This window comes from Mycobacterium cookii, assembly GCF_010727945.1.
GTDB classification, from domain to species: domain Bacteria; phylum Actinomycetota; class Actinomycetes; order Mycobacteriales; family Mycobacteriaceae; genus Mycobacterium; species Mycobacterium cookii.
The window spans coordinates 396548-420305 of record NZ_AP022569.1 but is presented as its reverse complement, the minus strand read 5'-3'; the positions used below and the strand labels follow the sequence as shown (position 1 = coordinate 420305).

20 protein-coding genes and 1 pseudogene are annotated in these 23758 nt (G+C 64.2%); 7 read left to right on the top strand and 14 right to left on the bottom strand.

Going from position 1 to position 23758, the window contains the following annotated elements:
- The 5 genes from G6N27_RS02055 to G6N27_RS02035 form a co-directional block, all read right to left on the bottom strand.
- Positions 1-807: a shikimate dehydrogenase gene (locus G6N27_RS02055; protein WP_163774852.1), complete on the bottom strand. Its 807-nt coding sequence runs from the start codon at positions 805-807 to the stop codon at positions 1-3.
- Positions 797-2065, bottom strand: coding sequence for an endolytic transglycosylase MltG (gene mltG, locus G6N27_RS02050; RefSeq protein ID WP_372513038.1), 1269 nt, complete (start codon positions 2063-2065; stop codon positions 797-799). Before mltG ends, G6N27_RS02055 begins: the two co-directional genes overlap by 11 nt.
- The gene (gene ruvX, locus G6N27_RS02045) at positions 2058-2555 is read right to left on the bottom strand and encodes a Holliday junction resolvase RuvX (RefSeq protein ID WP_163774851.1); all 498 of its coding nucleotides are present in this window, start codon (positions 2553-2555) and stop codon (positions 2058-2060) included. The genes mltG and ruvX overlap by 8 nt, the downstream gene beginning before the upstream one ends.
- Positions 2556-5261: an alanine--tRNA ligase gene (gene alaS / locus G6N27_RS02040; RefSeq protein ID WP_163774850.1), complete on the bottom strand. Its 2706-nt coding sequence runs from the start codon at positions 5259-5261 to the stop codon at positions 2556-2558.
- 102 nt (positions 5262-5363) lie between these two features.
- Positions 5364-5753 carry a secondary thiamine-phosphate synthase enzyme YjbQ gene (locus tag G6N27_RS02035; RefSeq protein ID WP_163781199.1) on the bottom strand — a complete coding sequence of 130 codons (390 nt, stop codon included), beginning with the start codon at positions 5751-5753 and terminating at the stop codon, positions 5364-5366.
- Between the two features lie 130 nt (positions 5754-5883).
- On the opposite strand from G6N27_RS02035, the gene G6N27_RS02030 reads away from it, so the two are divergent.
- From G6N27_RS02030 to G6N27_RS02020, 3 genes are all read left to right on the top strand, one after another.
- Positions 5884-7647 (top strand): potassium channel family protein, encoded by a 1764-nt coding sequence (locus tag G6N27_RS02030; RefSeq protein ID WP_232064835.1) that lies wholly within the window; start codon positions 5884-5886, stop codon positions 7645-7647.
- A gap of 102 nt (positions 7648-7749) precedes the next feature.
- On the top strand, positions 7750-9327 hold the full coding sequence (locus G6N27_RS02025) for a sensor domain-containing protein (protein ID WP_163774849.1): 1578 nt from the start codon (positions 7750-7752) through the stop codon (positions 9325-9327).
- Between the two features lie 126 nt (positions 9328-9453).
- Entirely contained in the window at positions 9454-10074 is a 621-nt protein-coding gene (locus G6N27_RS02020) for an antibiotic biosynthesis monooxygenase (RefSeq protein WP_163774848.1), read from the top strand.
- Positions 10075-10078: 4 nt separating this feature from the next.
- Here G6N27_RS02020 and G6N27_RS02015 read toward each other — a convergent pair.
- The 5 genes and pseudogenes from G6N27_RS02015 to G6N27_RS01995 all read right to left on the bottom strand — a co-directional run bounded on the left by G6N27_RS02015 (position 10079) and on the right by G6N27_RS01995 (position 14981).
- Positions 10079-11067: pseudogene (locus G6N27_RS02015) on the bottom strand (IS481 family transposase).
- 106 nt (positions 11068-11173) lie between these two features.
- Positions 11174-11509, bottom strand: coding sequence for a hypothetical protein (locus G6N27_RS02010; protein ID WP_163774847.1), 336 nt, complete (start codon positions 11507-11509; stop codon positions 11174-11176).
- An 11-nt stretch (positions 11510-11520) separates the two neighbouring features.
- Positions 11521-12441 (bottom strand): HpcH/HpaI aldolase/citrate lyase family protein, encoded by a 921-nt coding sequence (locus G6N27_RS02005; protein ID WP_163774846.1) that lies wholly within the window; start codon positions 12439-12441, stop codon positions 11521-11523.
- Positions 12442-13626, bottom strand: coding sequence for a CaiB/BaiF CoA transferase family protein (locus tag G6N27_RS02000; protein WP_163781196.1), 1185 nt, complete (start codon positions 13624-13626; stop codon positions 12442-12444).
- Complete coding sequence (locus tag G6N27_RS01995) at positions 13626-14981, bottom strand: LLM class flavin-dependent oxidoreductase (RefSeq protein WP_372513025.1); 1356 nt, start codon at positions 14979-14981, stop codon at positions 13626-13628. The genes G6N27_RS02000 and G6N27_RS01995 overlap by 1 nt, the downstream gene beginning before the upstream one ends.
- A 185-nt stretch (positions 14982-15166) precedes the next feature.
- Between G6N27_RS01995 and G6N27_RS25645 the strand changes: the two genes are divergently transcribed.
- The 3 genes from G6N27_RS25645 (at position 15167) to G6N27_RS01985 (ending at position 16533) form a co-directional block, all read left to right on the top strand.
- Positions 15167-15298: a hypothetical protein gene (locus tag G6N27_RS25645; protein WP_372513026.1), complete on the top strand. Its 132-nt coding sequence runs from the start codon at positions 15167-15169 to the stop codon at positions 15296-15298.
- A gap of 324 nt (positions 15299-15622) precedes the next feature.
- Positions 15623-16042, top strand: coding sequence for a hypothetical protein (locus G6N27_RS01990; protein WP_163774175.1), 420 nt, complete (start codon positions 15623-15625; stop codon positions 16040-16042).
- 14 nt (positions 16043-16056) lie between these two features.
- On the top strand, positions 16057-16533 hold the full coding sequence (locus G6N27_RS01985; protein WP_163774844.1) for a hypothetical protein: 477 nt from the start codon (positions 16057-16059) through the stop codon (positions 16531-16533).
- Positions 16534-17165: 632 nt separating this feature from the next.
- Here G6N27_RS01985 and G6N27_RS01980 read toward each other — a convergent pair.
- Complete coding sequence (locus tag G6N27_RS01980; protein ID WP_163774843.1) at positions 17166-17447, bottom strand: hypothetical protein; 282 nt, start codon at positions 17445-17447, stop codon at positions 17166-17168.
- A 351-nt stretch (positions 17448-17798) separates the two neighbouring features.
- On the opposite strand from G6N27_RS01980, the gene G6N27_RS01975 reads away from it, so the two are divergent.
- On the top strand, positions 17799-18197 hold the full coding sequence (locus tag G6N27_RS01975) for a DUF4352 domain-containing protein (protein WP_163774842.1): 399 nt from the start codon (positions 17799-17801) through the stop codon (positions 18195-18197).
- A gap of 378 nt (positions 18198-18575) precedes the next feature.
- On the opposite strand, the gene G6N27_RS01970 is transcribed toward G6N27_RS01975, so the two are convergent.
- From G6N27_RS01970 to G6N27_RS25590, 3 genes are all read right to left on the bottom strand, one after another.
- Positions 18576-20288, bottom strand: a complete 1713-nt coding sequence (locus tag G6N27_RS01970; RefSeq protein ID WP_163774841.1) for a type IV secretory system conjugative DNA transfer family protein — start codon at positions 20286-20288, stop codon at positions 18576-18578.
- Positions 20289-20481: 193 nt separating this feature from the next.
- Positions 20482-21396 (bottom strand): hypothetical protein, encoded by a 915-nt coding sequence (locus G6N27_RS01965; protein ID WP_163774840.1) that lies wholly within the window; start codon positions 21394-21396, stop codon positions 20482-20484.
- A 346-nt stretch (positions 21397-21742) separates the two neighbouring features.
- On the bottom strand, positions 21743-22420 hold the full coding sequence (locus G6N27_RS25590) for an RDD family protein (protein WP_163774838.1): 678 nt from the start codon (positions 22418-22420) through the stop codon (positions 21743-21745).
- Between the last annotated feature and the right edge of the window lie 1338 nt (positions 22421-23758).

Sequence of the window (23758 nt, the reverse complement as noted above, 5' to 3'; positions counted from 1 at the left end):
CTATTGCAGCGCGGCCGCCATCGCCGCTCGCGGAGCCGGTAGCCCTGTGAATTGTTCGACTTGGGCGAAGGCCTGGTGCAGCAGCATCTGCAGCCCGCTGATCACCCTTCCGCCGGCCGCCTCGACCGCCACGGCCAGTGGTGTCGGCCACGGGTCGTAGATCGCGTCCAGCAGAATCGGCGCGCCGGCGAAGGCCTCGGTGTACGCCGCGGCAACATCGGCGGGCAGCGTGCTGACCAGTACACCCGCCGCAGCGACGGCATCGCCCACCGCGTCACCGTTGAGATCGCAGAACCGGGCCGCGGCGCCGACCTGGCCGGCCAGCTCGATCAGACCGGCGGCCTTGTCCGGGTTGCGCGCGGCAATGGTGATATCGGTGACGCCCAGTCCGGCCAGAGCGACGATTGCCGCCGGCGCGGTGCCGCCGGATCCCGACACCACTGCCGCGCCGGTCACTGCACCCAGGGCGCCCGCGACTCCGTCGATGTCGGTGTTGTCGGCCTGCCAACCGTCCGGTGTTCGCAGCAGCGTGTTGGCCGACCCCACCAGCCCGGCCCGGTCGGTGTGTTCGTCGGCGAATTGCAGCGCGGCGAATTTGCCCGGCATCGTGACCGACACGCCGACCCATTCCGGCCCGAAAGCACCGACCACGCCGGGCAATTCGTCGGCGCCGCATTCGATGCGCTCGTAGGTCCAGTCGATCAGGCCCAGCGCCCGGTAGGCAGCCAGATGCAGCTGCGGAGAGCGCGAATGGGCGATCGGCGAGCCCAGGACAGCTGCTTTTCTGGGCGCCCGACTACCTGGCACTATCAAGGACACCGTTGCGCTTGGCCAACTCGATGTTCGCCAGATGCTGCTGATAGTCGCGGGTGAACAGCGTCGTACCCTGCGCGTCGATGGTGACGAAGTACAGCCAGTCGCCGTCGTCGGGATGCTCGGCGGCTTTCAGCGCATCGACACCCGGCGAGCAGATCGGCGTCGCGGGCAGGCCTTCGGACACGTAGGTGTTCCACGGCGTCGTCTGCCCGCGGTCGCCGTCGGTGGTGGCCACCTCGCGACGGTCCAGCGGGTAGTTGACCGTCGAGTCGAACTCCAGCTTTCGGTGCTCGGCCAACCGGTTGTAGATGACCCGCGCCACCTTGGCGAAGTCCTGCGGCTTGGCCTCCCGCTGCACCAGCGACGCGACCACCAGGACGTTGTACGGCGACATGTTCATCGCCGTCGCGGTGTCCAGCAGGCCCGACTTCACGTACTGCTCGGTGCTGGCGCTGATCAGCGATTCCAGAATCGTCTGCGGGTCCGCCGAGGGGTTGACGTTGAATGTTCCGGGCGCGATCAGGCCTTCGAGCCGGCGGTGATCCTCACCCATCGCGGTCGCCGCGCCGACCGCCCAGGTCGGCACGGAAAGCGACGCCAGCGGCGTCTTTTCGGCCGCGGTGCGCAGATCGGCCGCGGCGATGCAGCGCTTGTCGCCGTCCAATTCCACGCAGCTGGCCTTGGAGATCATGGTGAAGATGCCGGGAGTGGTGTCGTTGGTCTTGACGTCGGTGGTGTCGTCGAGCTGCCGACCTTCCGGGATCACCACCTTGCCGACCCGGTTCTGCGGGTCAGCGAGCCGCTTCACCGCCGAATCGGCGGGAATCTCGGTGCGCAATCGGTAATAGCCGGGCTGGATCGCCGAGATCGCAGCGTCGCCATGGGCGGCCTCGAGGAACGCCTTGACGGTCTTGACGACGTCCTGCTTGTGCAACGTCTCGCCGATCGCCGTGGTCGAGTCGCCGGCGTGCACCTGGACCACCAAGTCCTTCTTGCCGTCGCCGGCGTAGTCGTTCTGCGAGCCCAGGCTGTGCCACATCTTCGAGCCGACGAACACCACGGCCAGAACCACGGCGACGAGGAAGCCGACGGCGAACGCCCGGATCATCCGCTTACGCCGACGGCCCCGCTCGGCGCGCAGCCGCTCGGCGCGCGAATGTGTCCGCCGCGACGGCCCGACCGCGACAGGCGCCGCGCGTTGCTCTGGTCGCGGCCGCACGCGACGTACGCGCTCCCGGCCGTCAGACACCGTTGACCTCCCCGGGCAGCTTGGCACGGCGTTCGTCGAGCCATCCCTGCAAGATCGCCACCGCCGCCGCCTGGTCGATGACCCTACGCTGGCCCTTGGCCCGGATACCGGCCTGCCGCAGCGAGCGCTGCGCACTGACGGTGGTCAGCCGCTCGTCGGCCAGCCGCACCGGAACCGGCGCGATCCGGCCGGCCAGCGCTTCGGCCAGTTCGATCGCGTCCAGGGCTGACGGGCCGGTGCGGTCGGCCAGGGTGCGGGGCAGGCCGACGACCACTTCGACGATGTTCGATTCCGCCACCAGTTCGGCCAGTCGTCGCAGATGCTTGCCGGACCGTTCGCGGCGGACCGTCTCGACCGGGGTGGCCAGAATGCCGTCCGGGTCGCTGCTCGCCACCCCGATACGCACGGTGCCGACGTCGACGCCCAGCCGCCGCCCGGGTCCCGGATCGTCTCCTCCGGGCCGGTCCGGGAGGCGGTGCGACGACTCCACTCAGCCGACCCGGGCTATCTCAGCGCGTAGGGCGTCCAGCGCCGCGTCGATGCCGGAGGAATCCTTCCCCGAGCCCTGCGCGAGGTCGGCCTTTCCGCCGCCACGCCCGTCGACTGCGCCGGCGAGCTGCTTGACCAGCTCGTTGGCCCGCAGGCCCAGGTCCTGGGCGGCGCGGTTGGCGGCGACCGCGTACGGCACGGCGCCGCCGCCACCTTCGGCGATCAGCGCGACCACCGCCGGGTCGTTGCCGAGCTTTCCGCGGATGTCGCCGACCAGCGAGCGCAGATCGGAACCCGTCATCCCGGCTGACATCCGCTGCGCCACCACCTGGACGTTACCGATGTGCTGGGCTCCGGCGGCGGCGTTTGCCGCGGCGGCCCGCGCGTTCGCCAACCGGCTACGTTCGATTTCCTTCTCCGCGGCTTTCAACCGCTCCACCAGGTTCGCCACCCGGGCGGGCACCTCGTCGGACGGCACCTTCAGCGACGAGGCCAGCCCGGCCATCAGCGCCCGCTCCTTGGCCAGATGCTTGAACGACTCCAGGCCGACGTAGGCCTCGACGCGTCGCACGCCCGAACCCACCGACGACTCGCCGAGCAAGGTGACCGGCCCGATCTGCGCCGAGTTGTGCACATGCGTGCCACCACACAGCTCGAGTGAGAACGGGCCGCCGATCTCCACGACCCGCACCTGCTCGGGATAGCTCTCGCCGAACAGCGCCATCGCGCCCATCGCCTTGGCCTTCTCGAAATTCTCGACGAAGGTGTGCACCTCGTAGTCGGCCTGCACCGCCTGGTTGGTCACCTCTTCGATGTCGGCGCGCTGCTGCTCGCTGAGCGAACCCTGCCAGTTGAAGTCGAACCGCAGATAGCCCGGCCTGTTCAGCGAACCGGCCTGAACGGCGTTGGGCCCCAACACTTGCCGCAGTGCGGCGTGCACCATGTGGGTGCCCGAATGGCCCTGGGTGGCACCTTTGCGCCAGCCTGCGTCGACCGCGGCGACCACGGTGTCGCCCTCGACGAATTCGCCGGATTCCACATTGACCCGGTGCACGTACAGGCTTTTGGCGATCTTCTGCACATCGGTCACGGCGGCCCGGGCGCTCCCGCCGGACCCGGTCCCGGTGATGGTGCCCACGTCGGCGAGCTGGCCGCCGGACTCGGCGTAGAGCGGGGTGCGGTCCAGCACCAGCTCCACCCGGTCGGCGATGGCGGCCTCCCCGTGGGCGGCGTGTGCGACGACGGGCACCCGCTTGCCGTCCACGAAGATCCCGAGAATCCTTGCCTCGGAGGTCAATTCGTCGAAGCCGGTGAACTCCGTCGGTCCGGCGTCGACCAGCTCACGGTAGGCGGTCAGGTCGGCATGGGCGTGTTTGCGGGCGGCGGCATCGGCCTTGGCGCGCTGCCGCTGCTGCAGCATCAGCTCGTGGAAGCCGGCCTGGTCGACGGTCAGGCCCTGCTCGGCGGCCATCTCCAGGGTGAGCTCGATCGGGAACCCGTAGGTGTCGTGCAGCGTGAAAGCGTCCGAGCCGGAAACCACTGACGCGCCTGAGGATCTGGTGGTGCCCGCGACGTCGTCGAACAGTTTGGAGCCCGACGCGAGCGTGCGGTTGAAGGCCGTCTCCTCGGCGATCGCGATCCGGTTGATCCGGTCGAAGTCGGTCATCAGTTCCGGATACGACGGGCCCATCGCGTCGCGGACGGTCGCCATCAGATCGCCCACGATCGGGTCGTCGATGCCCAGCAGCTTGGCCGAGCGGATGACGCGGCGCAGCAGGCGGCGCAGGACGTAGCCGCGGCCGTCGTTGCCGGGGCTCACCCCGTCGCCGATCAGGATCGCGGCGGTGCGGCTGTGGTCGGCGATGATGCGGTAGCGCACGTCGTCGGCGTGGTTGCCGACGTCGTAGCGGCGCGGGGCACGCGACTCCACCAGGTCGATGACGGGCCGCAGCAGGTCGGTCTCGTAGACGTTGGCCACGTTCTGCAGCACCAGCGCGATCCGCTCCACGCCCATGCCGGTGTCGATGTTCTTGCGCGGCAACGGACCGAGGATCTCGTAGTCCTCCTTGCCGATTCCTTCGCCGCGCTCGTTCTGCATGAACACGAGGTTCCAGACCTCGAGGTAGCGGTCTTCGTTGGCGACCGGACCGCCGTCGACCCCGAACCCGGGTCCGCGGTCGTAATAGATCTCCGACGACGGGCCGCACGGGCCGGGAATGCCCATCGACCAGTAGTTGTCCGCCATCCCGCGCCGCTGAATACGCTCGACCGGCAGGCCGGCGATCTCGCGCCACAGCGCTATGGCTTCGTCATCGTCCAAATAAACTGTGGCCCAGAGCTTTTCCGGATCCAGCCCATAGCCGCCGTCCTCGACCTTGTTGGTCAGCAGGGTCCAGGCCAATTCGATGGCTGCACGCTTGAAATAATCGCCGAACGAGAAATTGCCGGCCATCTGAAAAAACGTGTTGTGCCGGGTGGTGATCCCGACTTCGTCGATGTCGGGCGTCCGGATGCATTTCTGGATGCTGGTTGCCGTCGGATACGGCGGCGTGCGCTGGCCGAGGAAGAACGGCACGAACTGCACCATGCCGGCATTGACGAACAGCAGGTTCGGGTCGTCGAGTATCACCGACGCACTGGGTACCTCGGTGTGGCCCGCGTTCACGAAATGATCCAGGAACCTCTTCCTGATCTCGTGTGTCTGCACTTTTCCGCTTCCTCTTTGACCCTGTTCTTTTCGGCCCGCGTCCAGCCTATTTGGACCGCACTACAGTACCGGTCCACCAACGGTGCCCGAACACTCGACGAGTCACGCCTCGACGAACGACAGCCGCACCGACCGCCGCGGATTGTCCCGGTTCAAGTCGACCAGCACGACGCTCTGCCAGGTGCCGAGCAGCGGCTCACCGCCGTGCACCGGCACGGTGATCGACGGCGCGACGATCGCCGGCAGCACATGATCGGCGCCATGACCTGCAGATCCGTGCGAATGCCGGTAGCGCTCGTCGCGCGGCAACAACCGTTCCAGGGTGTCGACGAGGTCGTCGTCGGATCCGGCCCCGGTTTCGATGATCGCCACCCCGGCCGTCGCGTGCGGGACGAACACGTTGCACAGGCCGTCACCCAGCGGGAAGCAGAACGCGCGCACAGCCTCGGTCAGATCGACGGTACGGCGACGCGCGGTGTCGACATCCAGCACATCGGTTTTCACCGGTTCAGCCTACGTACGCGTCGTTCGAGATGCCGAGTCCAACGGGTGTCAAGGTACGATCCCCTCCGAAAAAGGATGGGGTGGCCTTTGATCGCCTAACCCCCGGGGGGGAAGCACGTTGACCGCATCGCCTGCCGACGGCGAGGCCACGCCTCCGCTGGCGGTCCATCAGCGCATTCTGGCCGTGCTGACCGATCCCCGGTTGTACTGGGTGCTGGCGCCCGCCGCCGTTTTCGCGTTTCTGCTCGGTTGCTTCGGTTACCTGACCTGGGAGCCGCTCGAAGGCTCCGAGCACGTGCACTATTCGCTCTCCGACGCCTTATACGGCAGCAGCAAACTTTTCTTCCTGCACGCCGCCCCACAGCCGGAGAGCCAGGTCGGCTTGGCGTTGGATGTCGCCCGCTACCTGGCACCGATCGTGGCCGGGTGGGCTGCGCTGATCGCACTGATCGCGCTGCTGCACGACCGGGCGCAGCGGATGCTGATTCCGCTCAGACGTAACCATGTGGTGCTGTGCGGCTTGGGCGATGTCGGCTTCGAGTTGCTGCGGGTGCTGCGCGCCGCGAATTACCGGGTGGTTGTCATCGAAGCAGACGCGCGTAACCCACGCATCGAAGCCTGCCGCCAGTGGGGCGGCCCGGTGATCGTGGGCGACGCGCAGTTGAAGTCGACGCTGGAGGCGGCCGGAGTCAAGCGTGCCGCACGTCTACTCGCCGTAACGCCAGACGACGTCGTCAACACTGAAATCGTCACGCGGGCAAGGCGGTTGGTCAAAGGCAGTCGCCGACTGCTCTGCCTGGCCCGGGTCAACAACCCGAGCCTGTGTGTGTTTCTGAGGATCGAGGAGTCCAACCACGGGGACGACGAGTCGGCGCTGGACTTCTTCAACGCCGATGAGATCGGCGCGCGCCTGCTGCTCGAGGCGCACCCGTTCGACACGGCGACGCAGCCGCACATCCTGCTGGCTCACCTCGACACACTCGGTTCCGAGCTGGTGATGAACGCGGCCCGCAGATGGCAGGACGAACGCGCGGACAGTTCCGCACCGCTGCTGGTCACGGTTGTCGATGACGACGCGGACCAGCGGATCGGCAGTCTGCTGGCCAACTACCCGGTCCTCGAGCAGGTGTGCGAGTTCACCGCCTACTGCACTTCTGCCCGCGATCTCCAGCGGCTCTCGACCGCCCGGCCCGCGGTCCCGATTTCCCGCGCCTACGTGACCGCGCAGCGCGACGAACAGACCGTCGAGACCGCGCTCAAGCTGCGCCACGCGCTCGACTCGGCGGTGCCGGTGGTCGCGGCGCTGTGGCAGGCCTACGGGGTTGCCGACCTCCTGGAGAACTCGACGACGCAGCACGGCACGAATCTGACGGTATTCAGAACAATCCAGCAAACATGCAGCGTGGACCTGGTCGAAGGCGGGTCGTTCGAAGCAATCGCCCACGAAATCCATCGCCGCTACTGCTTGATGCAACCCGACGGGGTGAACCCACCGCCGTGGTCCGAGCTGGACGAGTCACTGAAGAAATCCAACCGTGCCCAGGCGCGTCATATCGGTGTCAAACTGCGCAGCATCGGATGCGAGATCACGCCGCTTCGGGACTGGCAGGCGAAGGATTTCACCTTCACCAGCGACGAGCTCACCAAGTTGAGCATCATGGAGCACGATCGTTGGGAGCAGGAAAAAAGAGACGCCGGGGTGAAATCGGACCCGCATTTTCTGCCATGGGACCAGCTGCCTACCGATATCGCCGAGTGGGACACCAACTTCATCAGGGCGATCCCCGCGATGCTTGCCTCGGTGGGCCTGCAGATCGTCGACGTACGGGAAGCGGCGGCCCGCTACCCGAATGCCGCCGCGACGGCTGGCACGCACCCTTAACTCCTACGCTAGGCACGCAAACCCGCCTGATTACCGGGCGAGCGATCAACCCGATGCTTATACTGCTGAAAATTTCCTGAGTTTGTCCCGGGGGGAAGACTCTTGCTTTTTGTCAGCTACGCCAGTCAAGACCGACCGCTGATAGAGAACCTGCTGACCACGTTGCGACGCAATCGCCAGCAGGTGTGGTGGGACGACGAGTTGGGCGGTGGCGAAGCGTGGTGGCACGCCATACTCGAGCAGATCCGCCGCTGCGATGTATTCATCGTCGCCGTCTCCAACAACTCGTTGGCGTCCAAACCCTGCCAGGCTGAGCTGCGCTACGCCGAGGCGCTGCGACGGCCGATCCTGCCCGTCCAGATTGGGCCGATCGACAGCCTGCGGGTGACCCCGTTGGCGGCCCGACAGATCCTCGACTTCAGGGACCCGTCCAAGCAGAACGCCTTCCGGCTGCTCTCCTCGGTGCAGCACCGGCAGGCTCAGGTCCCGACGCTGCCCTGGCCACTACCCCCCGAACCACAGGTGCCGTTCGCGTACCTGATGCGGCTCGCGGCGGTCCTGTCACGCCCAGAGCTGAGTCGGCACCAGCAGGCCGAGCTGATGATCGAACTCAAGGATCGACTAGACGACGATCGTCACGATCCGGCCGCCTTCCGCGACCTCACCCAGTTGTTGCGACTGCTACGCGACCGGGCGGACGTCACCTGGCGGATCCGCACCGAGATCGACTCGACCCTGGCCTCGATCGAATCGCCGAACGCGGGCGCTGCAGTCACGGTTCCATTCACGCAGGCAGGAATGTCTGGGCCGTTCTCCGCTCCGGAGCCGGCGGTGACGTCAGCGGTGACCATCCCGCATCCGGTGATGCCGGCGGCGTTTTCCGGACCGCAGCCGATCCCGCCGCCCCCACCTCCCCCGGCTCCCCCGCCTTCCCCGACGCCCTCGATTTCCGACCGCAATGCCAAGTCGGGCCGGATTCGCCGGCGCTGGATCGTCGTCGGCGTTGTCGGCGTGGTTGCCTCGATCGCGGCCGGGATTGGCCTCAAAGTTGCTTTCCCACAACAGAATTCCGACCGGCTTAGTGGCCTGCTCGTCAGCGACTCAGACGTCAACTCCATCATGGGCGGTGACGATATGCGACAGGTGGAGAGCGGCAAAGGAGCGACGAAACACAGCAGCTGGGTTTCCACGACCCCACAGATTTGTCTGGCGACGCTCTATCCGGGGATGGACTCCACGTATCAGGACAGCGGAATGCAGGAGCTTTCCTGGACGGTCATACAGAAGCGAGGTGGGCCGAACCGGGCCGGTGAGAGCAACAACCGCTTTGCCGACCAGGACATCGCGGTCTTCCCGCCGAACTCCGACCGAGCGGCCGCATTCGTGGCGCGATCGGCCGACCAGTGGAAGCAGTGCGCCCGCCAAGTCGCGACGGCCACCTATCTTTCCGACAACCGTTCCTACCGATGGGACGTCGGTGACTTCTCCGGCGGCTCCACCAAAATCTTCCAACGCTTCACCGAGGTCGACGGCAACGGCTATGCGTGCCAACGAGTGCTGAACGCGGTGTCTGACTACGTCATCGACGTCAAGGCGTGCGGACCCGGCGTCACCGACGAAGCCAGCCGCATCGTCGACAAGATCGCCGCCGGGCTAGCCCAACCCGGCGTCATGAAATAAGGCACGTCGGTTTCCACCGGTTCAGCCGACGGATTTGCCCATTGTCATGGCGAATCCAGCAGAGGAAGGTGAGCAAAGGACCGGTGGCGCCGCCGGGGCGCTGCCCCCGAACGAGGAGGGTTCATCATGTTTGCGCGCTCCACCACTATCCAGGCTCAGCCGTCGTCGATCGACGCCGGCGTCGCGCATGTTCGCGACGCCGTTCTGCCGAGAATCCAGGAGGTCGACGGCTGCGTCGGCCTGTCGTTGTTGGTCGACCGCGAGTCCGGTCGTTGTATCGCGACCACCGCATGGGAGAACGAAGCCGCCCTGCATGCCAGCGCCCAGCAGGTGCGCCCGGTGCGTGATGAGGTGGCGCAGAAATTCGGGGGCAGCCCAACGATCGACGAGTGGGAAATCGCGGTACTGCATCGCGATCACCGCTCCGGTCCGGGCGCCTGTGTGCGCGCCACGTGGCTTAGGGTGCGGCCCGAGCAGTTCGATCGGGCAATCGAGTTCTACCGGGAGTCAGTGCTGCCCGCGATCGAAGAGCTCGACGGCTTTTGCAGCGCGAGCCTGATGATCGACCGTGCCTCGTGGCGGGCGGTGTCGTCGTCGACGTTCGACAGCCTCGAGGCGATGCAGCGCAATGAGGAGCAGGCCCGTTCGCTGCGGACCGCTCGGCTGCGCGACCTCGGCGCCGACCAGCACGACGTCGGCGAGTTCGAGTTGGCGGTGGCACACCTGCGGGTGCCCGAGCTGGTTTAGCGGGCTAGGTGTACTGACCTGAGAGGTTAGGTACGCGGGTGGCGGGTGGTTGGCCGCCGAGTGCGGTGTGGCCGCGGTGGAAATTGTAGGTGTGCAGCCAGGTGGTGAATTCCTGGCAGCGTTCGGCGTCGCTGCGGTAGAGCCGGGCGTAGGCCCATTCGTTGGCCAGGGTGCGGTGAAACCGCTCTACTTTGCCGTTGGTCTGGGGTCGATAGGGTCGGGTCCGGCGATGTTCGATGTGACCCAGGGCGTCAGCAAAGGCGTGCGAGCGGTAGCAGGAGCCGTTGTCGGTCAACACTTTCCGTACGGTGATGCCGGATTCGGCGAACCATGCGTTAGCGCGCAGCCAAAACCCTGCTGCGGTGTCTTTTCGCTCGTCGGCCAGCAGCTCGCTGTAGGCCAGTCGAGAGTGTGCATCCAGGGCGGTATGTAGGAAGTGATAGCCGCGCACAGGATTGCGGTACCCGTTGCGTTTCCCGCTGGACTTATCGGCCTGGGAGTGACGTTGGCCTACCGAGCGGCCCAACATGCGCCAACCACCGCCGGCGGGAATCTTGCCCAGCTTTTTGACGTCGACATGAACCAGATCCCCACAGTGCTCGGAGTGCATGCGGCGCACGACGCGCCCGGTCGGGCGATCCAGCCAGCGTAATTTGGCCAGCCGATATCGGGTCAGGACCCGATGCACCGTCGAGGGATGAATTCCGAGCAGGTAACCGATACGTGCTGGTCCCCAGCGTCGAGTAACACGCACCCCGATGATGCGCCGCTCGGTGCGCGTCGGGGTCCGGTTGGGCTGTGATGCGGGCGCGAGGACCGATCGGCCATGCCGGCCTCACCGAACGCGCGATACCGGCTTGCCCAGCGCGCCGCGGTGCTCACCGCAACCTGGAAGCGCTCTGCGGCCCGCCGCAGCGGCCAACCATCCTCGACAACACAACGCGCTAAACGCAGACGGCCCAGCTCCGACAAAGGGGCATTACGGTGAGACACGAAGACCTCCGGTGTGTGAGTGCTTTCCTAGACAGCTCGCACTTCACTCGGAGGTCTTCGCTTTGTCACCACACCACGCCGTCACCAACGTCCGTGGTCAGTACAGCTAGGGCAGCGAGTCCCCGGGGAATCCAAGACAGGCGTGCACGTCGTAGGTGAAGACGCCCGCTGCGACTCCGGGGTCGTCGCCCATGATTGCGGTGGTCTCGTCGACGGTGGCCGCAAACACCGCGATGCCGCAGACCTCAGAGCCGTCGGTGACCGGCAGGACCACCGCTAGCACCCCGTCGTCGCGTAACCCGAAGTTGCGCCGACCGTGTTCCCAGACGATGCCGGGTGTCGAATCGTCGCCGAACTTCGGACCCCGTTTCAGGATTACGACGCTATAGGTCTTGGCGGAGGGCAGCAGTTGGCCCATCTCTTCGTCGGTGAAAGTCTTCATTGGTCGTCTCCTCAGCCCGTGGCGGGACCCCGCCCGATCAGCGCGGCACGCTGCAGGGTGGCCTCGGCCATTTTGACGTGTGCCGCATCGACCAGCACGCCGTTGACGCCGACCGCGCCCAGACCCTTCTGTTCGCCTTCGCGGTAGGCCTTGACGTTGCGCTCGGCGAGCGCGATCTCCTCGTCGGTCGGCGCGTACACCGCGTTGGCGACGGCGATCTGGCTCGGGTGGATGGCCCACTTGCCGGTGTAACCCATCAGCGCGGCCCGACGCGCGTCGCGCTCGTAGCCCTCGAGGTTGCCGTAGTCGGGATAGGGCGCGTCGATCGCGTCGATGCCGGCGATGCGGGCCGCGACGATCACCTTGTTGCGCGCGTATGCCCAGAAGTCGCCGGGATATTCGCCGAGCGGGTCGAAGTTGGTGTTTACCCGGGCGCCCTGGGACAGCGAGAAGTCACCGACCCCGAAGATCAGCGCGTCCAGCCGTCCGCTGGCCACCGCGATCTCCTCGGCGTTGGCCAGGCCCTCCACCTCTTCGATGAGCACCTCGAGCCGAATCTGGCGCGACAGGCCGAGTTTGGCCTCCAGCTGGCTGAGCAGTACGTCGACCCACCAAACATCGCGTGCCCGAAGCGCTTTCGGGATGATGATGGTCTCGAGGTTATCCCGGGCGCCGGTGACGACTTCGATGATGTCGTCGTGGCACCACTGGGTGTCCAGGCCGTTGATCCGGACCGCCCGCACGGTGCGTCCCCAGTTGAGTTCGTTGAGGCCCGTGACAACTTTCGCGCGCGCGGCCTCCTTGTGCGCGGGCGCGGTGGCGTCCTCCAAGTCGAGGAACACCAGGTCGGCGTCCGATGCGGCGGCCTTGGCGAACATGTGGTCGTTGGCCGCGGGCACCGCAAGTTCGGAGCGGCGCAGCAGTGAGGTCATCTACAGCACACCTTTCGCGCGCAGGCCGTCGATGTCAGTGCCGGTGAGCCCGAGCAGTTCGCCGTACACCTCGATGTTGTGCTCGCCGATCCGCGGGCCGAGGTGCTGTACGCGTCCCGTCGCGCCGGAGAACCGCGGCACCGGAGCCTGGACGGTCATCGCGCCGAGCTCGTCGTCGCCGACCTTGACGAAGACCTCGCGATGCGAAAGCTGTTCGTCGGCAACGAGATCGGTGATGTCGTAGACCGGAGCGGCGGCCACCTCGGCCGCGTCGAGGATCTCCATCGCTTCGGCCAGCGTCTTGGTGGCCACCCAGTCGGCGACCACCTGGTCGACCTCGAGGGCCCGCGCCAGCCGTCGCTGCGGATCGGAGAAGTCGGCGTCGTCGACCAGGTCGCCGCGCCCGATCGCGCGAAACACCCTCAGCGCCAACGTCGGTGAACTGCCCGACATCGCCAGCCATTTGTCGTCGGCGGTGCGGTACGTGTTGCGCGGCGCCGAGATGTCCCAGCGGTTGCCCGCCCTGGTCGGCACCAGACCGAGCTGGTCGTAGCCGAGCAGCGTCTGCTCGAGCAGCCGCGCCAGCGGGTCGATCAGGTTGATGTCGATCAGCTGCCCCGGCGCGCCGTGCACGTCACGGTGATACAGCGCCATCATCACCGCGTACGCGGCGTTGAGCGACGCCACTCCGTCGGCAAGCATGAACGGCGGCAGCGTCGGCGGTCCGCCGGCCTCGCCGGTGATGTTGGCGAAGCCGCTCATCGCCTCGCCGAGCGTGCCGAAGCCGGGTCGCTCACTCTTCGGTCCGGTCAGTCCGTAGCCGGTGATATGCAGCATGACGATCTTCTCGTTGACCGCCTTCAGCGCCGGATAGTCCAGCCCCCACTTGCGCAGGGTCGCCGGCCGGGTGTTCACGATCACCACGTCGGCGTGTTCGACGAGTTGCCGCAGCAGCGCCTGGCCTTCGGCGACGCGCAGGTTGAGGGTGATCGAACGCTTGTTGCGCGCCAACGACTTCCACATCAGCCCGACGCCGTCGACCTGGTTACCCCAGGTGCGGATCGGGTCGCCGCCGTCGGGCTGTTCGATCTTGATGACGTCGGCACCGAACTCGCCGAGATATGTCGCGGCCAGCGGTGCTGCCGCCAGCGTCGCGACATCGAGAACCCGGATGCCGTCGAGCATCATGCTGTGACGGGCACGCCGGCCGGCCGTTGCAAACCGAGGTGATCGCGCAACGTCGATCCGCTGTAGGACTCGCGGAACAGCCCGCGGTGCTGCAATTCCGGGATCACCATCCGTACCACGTCCTCGAAAGCACCGGGCAGATGCGTTGCAGCCAAGACAAATCCGTCGCAGGCACCACCATGGAACCATTCTTCCATCTGATCGGCCACCTGCTTTCCGGTGCCGACGAACCGCGGGCCCTGCAGCAGGGTCGCCCGATGACCGGCGAGGTCACGCAGGGTGATCTTGTCACCGATGTGGGCGCGTAGATTCTGCACCAGGCCGCGAATGCCCGACACCGAGTCGATGAGCTCGTCGGTGATCGGGTCGTCGAGGTCGTGTTTGGCGAAGTCGTAGTTCATCAGCTCCGAGAGTAGGGTCAGCGACGCCATCGGGTGCACGAGGTCGTTGAGAAAGACCCGCTCGCGCTCCTTGGCGTGATCTTCACTCTCGCCGACGACGGCATAGGCCATCGGGCAGAGCTTGACCGAATCCGGGTCGCGGCCCGCTGCGCCGATGCGCTCCTTCTGGTCGGCGTAGTGGTTGCGCGCGACCTCGATGCCCGGGTCGCCGGTGAAGATCAAATCGGCCCAGCGCGAAGCGAATTCGCGTCCGCGGCCCGAGGATCCGGCCTGGATGAGCACCGGTCGTCCCTGCGGGGTGCGCGGCACCGTCAGCGGACCCCGCACCGAGAAGAAGTCACCATGATGGTGCAGCTCGTGCACCTTGTCCGAGTCGGCGTAGATGCCGTTGACCCGGTCGTGCAAAATCGCGTCGTCTTCCCAGGTGTCCCACAGCCCGACGGTGGCATCGAGGAACTCTTCGGCGCGGTCGTAGCGGGCGTCGTGGCCCAGATGCGAGTCCGTGCCGAAGTTCTGCGCCTCGCTGTCGTTGACCGAGGTGACGATGTTCCAGGCGGCCCGGCCGCCGGAGAGGTGATCGAGGGTGGCGAACGTGCGGGCCACGTGAAAGGGCGGGTAGTAGGTCGTGGAGCAGGTCGCGCCCAGCCCGATACGCGAGGTCGCCTGGGCCAGCACACCCAGCACGATCGACAGGTCGAGCTTCACCGGGCGCGCGCCGTATTTGACGGCGTCAGCGACCGAGCCGCCGTAGATGCCGGGCATCGCGAGCCGGTCGTCGAAGAACATCAGGTCGAAGCAGCCCTGCTCGAGTTGCCGGCCGATCTTGGCGTAGTAGGACGCATCGAGGTAACCGTGCTCGGTGGCGGGGTGACGCCACGAGCCGGCATAGACCGAGGTGCTGCCCGCTTGCATGAAGGCGACGAGAGCCATCTGTCGTTTCGAAGTCATCATCGATGTCTAACATCTGATATATTAGATTTCAACTCGGGCAGCACGATCAGCCACACCAACCACAGGAGGTGAGGGGCAGATACCGTTTCAGATTCGCATCGCGGGCCCTATCACGCCCGGGTGACTTCGCAAGCGCAACTCTTTTGAAAGAGAGCTACGGCCTCCAGACAATGCTGGAGTGATTAGTGTTACCCGCGCCGGTGCCGGGTGATCGCGCGGCGCCGCTGCAACCGACCGCTGATGTCCCGCTCTGCACCACGAGTCATCGGCTGGCAATTGTCGACGCCGACCAGATCGTCGAGTGGATACTGTTGTAGGAAAACACCATCCAGGTTGTCATGTGAAGTCGAGGTGCTCACCGAATCGAACACGTCCGGTGCTTTGACCCAATGATTAGAGCTGCGGTTAAACAGACGATGAGTTCCAGGAAAGCCCCTGCATTGTGGGTGCGGGAAGCTGCCCGCCGTCGCCAAATGAGATCGCGGGTCCTGCGCGTGCAACCCCCGCCTTGCTCGCTCTCGTCGGCAAGTGGGCTAACGACCAAACTCGAGGCACCCGGCTAACCGTGCCATCCGCCCGCGGTCGCGCAAAAGTCGTCGGCGCTGGCATCGTCACTTGGTTCCGAGAGGACTGACATGAGAATGAGCGCAGTGGCGGGGCTCGGCATCGTCGCGCTGGCTTGCGCGGCACCCTCGAGCGCCGATCCCAATCCGGGACACGATGCGAAAATGGCCACCCAGACGCCACCGATGCTCTGCGAGATCGGCTCCGATGACGCCACACCGGGGGTCGGCCCCAATGTCGTCTGTCAGGGGAGTTTTGTGCAGGCTCCCCCAGACGATGATCAGGCCTACGTCACCGCGTCGGGCCGGTTCAGTTACCGAATCGCGAATATCGGCGTCGGCTACGACCACCCGCCCTTCGACACCCTCGTCGCGGGTCAGACCTACCACATCCAGGGTTGGACAATTGTGGCCGGCGGTGACGGCATCCGCTTCACCCACGACGGTACCGGCCACGGCATGTTCGTCGGCAGCGATACCACTGTCAACCCGTTCTGATTCGGAGCAACGACGTGAAAAACATTGCCCCGGGAGGATTTGCGCTTCTCGCGCTGGCGTTGACGCCGCGTGCGGCTGCCGACATACCAGGGATCACCCCATTCACTGGGTCCTGGCACGCCCACGCGTCGGGACTCACCATCAACAGCGACGCGTCCGGTCGGCTGACGTACGCTGACATCTCCGCCTGCCCAGGCGCCTGTTCCGGTCGCGACGACTATGCCGATGCACCGCTGGCCACCATAGATTTCACGCTGACATCAGTCTCGGGTGACACCGCCACCGGAACCGTCAACGTTGCCTCGAATCCGAGCAACGACACCGTGGGCGAGCCAGTCACAATCAAGCTCATTACCGGCATCGGTGACCCGTTCACCGGGCCACCGGCTTCCGTTTCACGCAGCAACGGTGTGGCCCTGGAGGTGCGCATAGGCAAAATGCGGGATTGGAATTACTGCAACGACACCACCCACAACTACTGCGGGGGCTAGGTGTCGCCGAAGTGCTGTCCTTCGTGTAATTTCCGTCGCCGACTTGTGCCCAGCGCTGGGCTCGCGTCCTCTAAGCACACGGGCCCAGGAACAGGGTCGGGGCTCGGACCCCATCGAGAAATCCCGGGACCCGAGCGCCAGGCGGCTCCATCCCTGCGGCTGTATGGGCCTGCGGCAAAACGCAATAGCTCTCCAGCGAGGGTCGACGCGTCGAACACGTCACCGAGGCCTCAGGAGTTGCTCCGCCATGAGCCAGTACCACCCCTCAAGGTCGTGGCGCGGCTGCGCGATGTGCAAGCCACACAAGGGTCGTGGCGTCGGACGAGCCGCCAAAGAACCCGTCGCAGTCCTAACGCCATCTCGGCAAGCGCAGGCGGGTTTCGAGGCGCGATCTCGGCGACGCAAGCGGTCACCGGCACCGGTGACTGCATGGTCTTGGCCGCCATCGGCGCCGTCGTCGTCAGACACATAGCCGGCCGGTCCAGCTCGGCGTCGAACCGCGACAAGGCGCTCAGGCCAGCGCCATAAGCGGATGTCAGCCTACGACGAATAGGCCTTCGCGGGACCAGGTTTCGGCGTACCGTGCAGGTCAAATGACACGGCCTACTCCCGAAGGCTGGCACCCGGGCCCATCAGGCAGCCAGGGAAAACGATATTGGAACCGGATCGATGAGGGAGTTGCGTCGCTGGGGACCGGTTTTCGAGGCTTCATGACCGTTCACCCGTTGCTCACCGGAATCGGGGCGCTGGCCGCGCTTGCCTTGATCCTGACGGACTGGAAAGCCTTTTTGATCCTGGGTGCCCTCACCGCCGTGGTAACTGGTCTGATCGTGCTGGCCATGCCGGCCATCCGCTTTCGACATCGCCGCCGTCAAGAAAGAGCGGAGATCGCCGCGCGTGCAGATGACCAACACGAGGCGCTACTCCACGGCGACGACCGATGGGGAGTCTTCGGGCTGAACCCACCGGCCGAGCCCTTCGTCAAGCCACCTCCGAGGCCGGAGAAATCAGCTCGCCTGTCTTTCGTTACCGGCGTCGCCGTCGTCGCGTGCCTCGTCGTCTTCACGGTCGTGGCCACAGTGAACGCCCGATCCGCCGATCGGGCAGCGCGCCCCGTGCCGACGCCCACGTTCACGCCCGGTCCCGTGAGCCGACCCATACCGCACCCGATGAATCCGACTGCACCGCTGCATATTCCGTTGCCAGTTGTTCCGGCGCCACTACCCGGGCCCACGTCACCGCCGACCTTACCCGCGGCGTCCCCAGTGAGGCTGGGCCAACAAGCCGTAGATGGCAACGTCACTTTCGTCGTCACGTCAGTCGACCGGTCCAAGACCGTGACCAACCCGAGTTTTCCCTTCATGCAGACAACCGCCAAGGGCACGTTCGTCACCGCCCGGCTGACGATCACCAACAACGGCAAGCGACCCGAAATATTCATCGCGTCCGACCAGAAGCTCAGAATCGACAGCGGGGTCTATGAAGTCGACCCGGCGGCCGCCCTGTGGACGATGACATTCGAAACCGTTGTCAGCCCCGGTGTGACCACTATGGCCGCGTTGTCGTTCGACGTGCCGACGGACACCCCTCCCGGGGGCATATTGGAACTTCACGGGTCATCGAATTCACCCGGTGCCAGCGTCGAGTTGCTGCCTCCGAAATAAACACCGTGCTGGTCCCGCCTGGAGGGTGTGCGGACAAACCATCCGGTAGAGCGGCCCGGAAACCGGTGGCAAATCCTTGTCCACCCGTCTCAGCCGATGACACCGACGCCACGGCGACCGCCACACCGAGGACGAGCGGGACGATTACTTGACCAAGACCACGGCGGGCCTACCGAATGACGAGCACCGGCTTCGCGAGGGGCACAAAGCCGTCCGGATAATCGTCGATGCCCACGACGACGGCGCGGGCCTGGCTTTCGATATCACCGCAAATCGACGGTCAAGCAATGGAGTGCCTAGCGGCCAGTGCCGGAAAAACCCAGGCGCCTTTATGAGTTCGAGCAGCCATGGTTAAGTGCACGGGACGCGGGGCGGTCGCTATTGCCCATTCATTCGTCGCGCGAGTTCGGGGTTGGCGAAGGCGAAGTCTTTTCGCACCATGGCCGGCTTGGTACCCGCGGCCAGCACGAGCTGCTTGTCCTTGTAAGACGGCCCGGCGAGATCGGCGGCGTCTACCAGGCGCTTGCGGGAATTGTCGTTGAGCGAGTCCACGTATCCCAGTTCTTCGGACAGCCGTTCGGCAAGCCCGTCCGCGCCACTGGGGTTCATGAAGATGCGGACGGCGCAAGAACCAAGCATGCCGTCGCCGTTGGGATATGCCACCTGGAACTGGCCGACGCTCTGCGCGAACATCCAGAGCCGCAGGTTGTATTTGCGGCCGATGTTGAGTGCCTCATCGACGGGTGACATGTAGCGGAGCCTCGGCAACTCGTCGAGCATGAGCAGGATTGGGGGCGCATCCCGAGGGGGGACGCGACCGCCAGTGAGGACCCTGATGTGCTGGCCGATGAACACCCGCAGCAGCGACAGGTAGGTTTCGACCTGATTTGGCTGGACTGAGATATATATCGTTGGATTAGTGCCGCTGCGAAGGTCCAGTGGGTCCCAATCCGAGCGCGCTGTCGCTCGCGCTACCCGCTCTCCAGTCCATGCGCCCAAACTTGAGCGCGCTGTTTGCAGGACGCTGCTGAGCGTCTTCTCGTTCATGGAGGACAAGGAATTGGCGTGTTGCGTCATAACGTGGACGTCGATTGCCATTTTGAGGCCCAGAATCATGTCGTCCCAGGCTTCGCCGCCGAAGAGTACGTCGAGAACCGCGGACATGGGCCGTTCGGCTGGCGGATGGGAATAGCAGACGTGGGCTATCGCCGCGGTCAGGACAGTTCGCGCCTCATTTTCCCAGAACGGATCGGCGGCCCCGGACGGGACGATCATCATCTCGGCTAGGAGGCGCGAGTCTTCCCAGATGTAGTCGGGCTCTTGGCGCACAAATGTCAGCGGGTTGTATTTATTGCTGTCTTCGGGTTCCAGCGGGTCGAATTTATATACCGGTCCGACGTTGGCGGCACGCCAGGCTGCGGTGTGCTCGTAGAGGTCACCCGAGACGTCCAGCACGATGGCCGGTCCTTGCCACACCAGCAAGTTCGGAAAGACATTGCATTGAGTCTTGCCCGAACCTGGTGGCGCGATCGTGACCATCGACCCGTCTCCCGAATATGACAGCATGGAACCGTCCTCAAACGAACCGATGTACAGCTTGTATGGACCTTTGTCAGCAAACGCGGTGCCTGCCACCTCGGATGATTTCAACCACGCTCCTCCGCCGGAGGGATTGATGCGACTTTTGGCTTCATCGACGATAGCTCGATAAGCAGGATGTAAAGTAGTGTTTTGGTCAAGTTGAGCGATATGCTGCTGGATCTCGTTAATGGCCTGGTCAACAGTGCCGAACGCTCTGGCCATAACCTCTTTGTCGGTGAATGAAGTCTTGCCGGGCTTAAACCACTCTTCGCTGCACGCCCCTTTTCCATCAGCGTAAAGCAGCGCGACTTTTTCCGCGTTATAGAAGTTGGTGTTATAATTGCCATCACCGGCGCTATTCAGCAGCTCGATAATCCTCAGGTATTCTCGCTCGCGGTTATCCATGCCAGCGAGATTCCTGCTCACCACCAAACTCAAGTGCGCAAGTCCAAACGCAGAGGTGCCGCTGTATGTGACACTTCCGTTTAAGTTTATGGTGACCACACCCATGGCCCGTATCGTGGCCCGTCGCTCATCGTAGATAGCATTGATAGACCTGACCCTCTGTGCGTGGTCAGGTCCAAGAGAGGCCAGCCACGATGCATTCATCAGACGCTGCTGTGCCACATAGGGCGCAGGGGTGAGTGCCATAAGTTTGTGCTCCTTGCCTTGAGTGAATTGCGTGTAGCTGTGCCCCGTACCATCACCGCTCGGCTCTGGTGTCCTCTAGTTCTCGTCGCTTTTGCTCAAGATCTTCGAGTTCCGCCTGCTGGCGGGCCTCCCGCTCCGCGAGTGTCTTGGCTTGCTGATCCTCAAGCTTCTGGACCGCGTCATCTCTTATCTTGTCGAATTTCTTCTCAGCCGCGTCTTTTTCCTCCGGGCTCAGATCAGGATGCTTCTCGAAATATTTCTCCTCATTCTTGTCAAGTTTGCTCTCAAGTTTCTGGCGGTCTTCAGCAAAGTTCTGCTTAAGCTTCGCTTCCGCCGCTGGTGCGAAAGCATCCTGCAGCGTCATTTCCTGGTTTATTTCATCGGTCGCTTTCTCGATGGCATTCGCCGCGAGCTCTGCATCCGTCTTGATAGGCTCCTGCGCCTGTTCCGGAGAGGCCAGTTCAGTCATCCGCTCCTTAACATCCTCGATGATCTTCTCGGTGCCCTCTTTGAACTGGTCCCACACACCCGCGAGGCTGGCGCCAATTTCCTCGACCATTTTCTCGACATAAGGAGATTCGATCGAATCGTTAATTTTCTGCAGCACATCAAATGTGTCATTCAAATTTTTGACAACTGTGAAGAGCATGATGACACCCGTTAGGGGATCGTTCGGAAATGCGGCGGAGCCGGAAATCTGGTCGTGCGAATACTCATGGTGCGATGTGCCGACCTGCGTCAGGTGGTGGGTCGTAGTCGCTTCCTGAGAATGACCGGACTCGTTTAGCGCGTCACTGAAATCTTCGATCACGTTGGGGAGAGCATCGGCTACTTGACCGCTACGCCAATGATCTTGACGCTTTTCAAGCTTGCGCAGAAATTGCCCCACCTGCTCCTGGACGCGGAGGAAATCCTGCCGTTCTTCCCGGCGTTCATCTGGCTGGCCAGGGTCGTCAAGGCTGCTCATCGCGAATCCGATCTCCCGCAGTCCGTGCCCGTGTTGCAGCGTTGAGCGTCATCAGTGTCGGCCCGCGCCAGGTCCACGCTAGCCCGACACTCGAAGGGCCGAATTTGGTTCATTCATTGCCTCAACCTTCGGGCCCGTTGCAGCGCGACAGACTGCCCCACTAGCCGTGATGGAAGAGATCCGACGATTCGCGGGATTTCTTAGGTTGCAATTTAGGCCGTGCACGCTCGTCATGGCGCTGTTTGGAGTGCCGACTTTGTCGGACTTGGAGAGCAGCAGGATCAAGTCAAGACAACACGTTGAGCCGATCCCTGGAACAGGCGCTCCATCGGCCGAGTCGGTTAGCTCAGCCCTTTATAACTTGCGTCCCGCCGGCCAGCTGGTCGTGCTTGCCCTGTTTGGTAGGACTCCCTTGGATCGTGGCCGCGATGACGATGATGGCGGTCACCGCCAGCACGCCGCCGATCCACGGAAGGATCGACAGCAAGGTGAAGGCATTGCGGGTAGCGGACTGCTTCGCAGTCGGCTTGATCGCATCCGCCGGACCGTGGACGCTCAGGCCAAGCATCTTCTTGCCCGGCGTCCAGCCAAGGCTTACTTCGAACGCGACGAAATAGGTGAACATCAAGAGACCCGACAGCAGCCCGGTGAAAGCAATATCGGTCGGCCAATCGAACATCCCTATGAGCACACCCCCCACGATCGTTACCAGGACGCCGTCGATAAACCGCGCTACGAACCGCGACCCCAACCCTGCGGGATAACTGACAGATGAGGACGGAACTGGGGAGGAGAAGCCGCCGGGTTGAACGGAGGTGCCGGGCGCCGGCGGTGAGGGAAAGACCCCGGCTTGACCGGACGCGCTGGGCGCCGGCGGTGAGGGAAAGACGCCGGCTTGACCGGACGCGCTGGGCGCCGGCGGTGAGGGAAAGACGCCGGCTTGACCAGAAGGGCTCGGCGGGGGCGGTGAGGGAAAGCTGCCAGGTTGACCCGACGCGTTGGGATCGGAGTCACGTGTGGTCATCTGTTGCTCCTCCGCCGAGGTGGGTGGAGACACTTTACCGCGCCAACCAATCGCTTGGCATCTCCTTGCCAAAAGTCAAGTCATTCGCGGCGGCTCCTATCATTCTCACAGCAGAACTGCAACACTTTGTTACCACGTCAGCAACCGTCGAACGGAGGCGCAGAACAGTTATAGAGAATGCTTTTCAGCTCCACTGGCGGGGATCAGCCTTTACTGTCTGCTAGTGGTGAGCGGTACCAACGGCAACAGCTAAACCTGCGGCGCATAGAGAAAAGGAATGCCAATGAAACGACTATTGTTCGCCTCAGTAATGGCCCTGGGCGCCCTGTTCATCTGTCCGTCTGCTCACGCAGACGGCGACCCGATTTGCCATTCGGAAATATCTCCCGACGGTTCCATGCCGCTGTGCAACTCGTGCCGGAATGCCATCCACAACCCAAACCTCGCCCAACAAGTGGCTTTCGACTGTGGCGTAGGGGGCGGGGTCAACCTGACGGGCGGCAAGCCGCACTGCAAGGTGGGTGGGGTGAGCACGGGCCGCATACCCCCCGCCTGTGACGGCGATCTGCAAGAAAACGGCTCAGTAACCCCAACTCAGTAACACCCATCGATTACAAAGACTGTGAAGAAAATCCTGCTCATCGTTGCGGTGCCCGTATCCGCCCAGGGGCGCCGTTGCAGGACGCCCCACCGCCTGGGCGTCGGCCCGATACCGCCCGTCCGCAGCGGCATCTGCGAGTAGGTGGACACAACGGTGACGCAAGGGATTACACCTCGTGGTGCGGCGACTCCAGAACCCCACGTGCATAGGCGTTAGGGCTGCCATTGACGCCGCGGTGGCGTCGGCCATCCCGCAAAGATAGTTGGTAAGCCGCGACATCAGTACCGACCGCTGGCGAAAGGGAGGTCGTTTGGTTTGATCCCCTTATCCGACGGCATTACGGCACGCAGGTTCCCGGTCGTCGCCAACTTCGCGGTTTTTTGCTCTACGAGTTACCGAACGGAGACGCGGCGATTAATCAGACGTCGTTCTATCCATGTGATGTCACAAGTGCACGCCATTTGGGCTTCCCGTGGGGCGCTGGCTGAATCACGGCGATATTTATACTTGCCAATTGGCATCATACCTTGGGCAACATGCTGTCTTGGCGACCTTCGGCAACAACGTGGAGGACGCTTTCGGGCGGCTTAGTTATGTTGTCACACTCAGCGAACGCACCATGACGCCGAATTTGTTTGGGCGCTTCTGGACGTGGCAGCGGGTCGTCCGGCCGGCAGATGTGTTGGGATTTTGGAGGTTACGGCTGTAGCAGCTGAATACGCGGCCTCCATGCCCGT

Bases quoted from the DNA above. Each gene is read 5' to 3' on its own strand.
- G6N27_RS02020 (WP_163774848.1), top strand. From the start codon at position 9,454: ATGTTTGCGCGCTCCACCACTATCCAGGCTCAGCCGTCGTCGATCGAC.
- G6N27_RS02010 (WP_163774847.1), bottom strand. From the start codon at position 11,509: ATGAAGACTTTCACCGACGAAGAGATGGGCCAACTGCTGCCCTCCGCC.
- G6N27_RS02005 (WP_163774846.1), bottom strand. From the start codon at position 12,441: ATGACCTCACTGCTGCGCCGCTCCGAACTTGCGGTGCCCGCGGCCAAC.
- G6N27_RS02000 (WP_163781196.1), bottom strand. From the start codon at position 13,626: ATGCTCGACGGCATCCGGGTTCTCGATGTCGCGACGCTGGCGGCAGCA.
- G6N27_RS01995 (WP_372513025.1), bottom strand. From the start codon at position 14,981: ATGATGACTTCGAAACGACAGATGGCTCTCGTCGCCTTCATGCAAGCG.
- G6N27_RS01990 (WP_163774175.1), top strand. From the start codon at position 15,623: ATGAGCGCAGTGGCGGGGCTCGGCATCGTCGCGCTGGCTTGCGCGGCA.
- G6N27_RS01970 (WP_163774841.1), bottom strand. From the start codon at position 20,288: ATGGGTGTGGTCACCATAAACTTAAACGGAAGTGTCACATACAGCGGC.
- G6N27_RS01965 (WP_163774840.1), bottom strand. From the start codon at position 21,396: ATGAGCAGCCTTGACGACCCTGGCCAGCCAGATGAACGCCGGGAAGAA.
- G6N27_RS25590 (WP_163774838.1), bottom strand. From the start codon at position 22,420: ATGACCACACGTGACTCCGATCCCAACGCGTCGGGTCAACCTGGCAGC.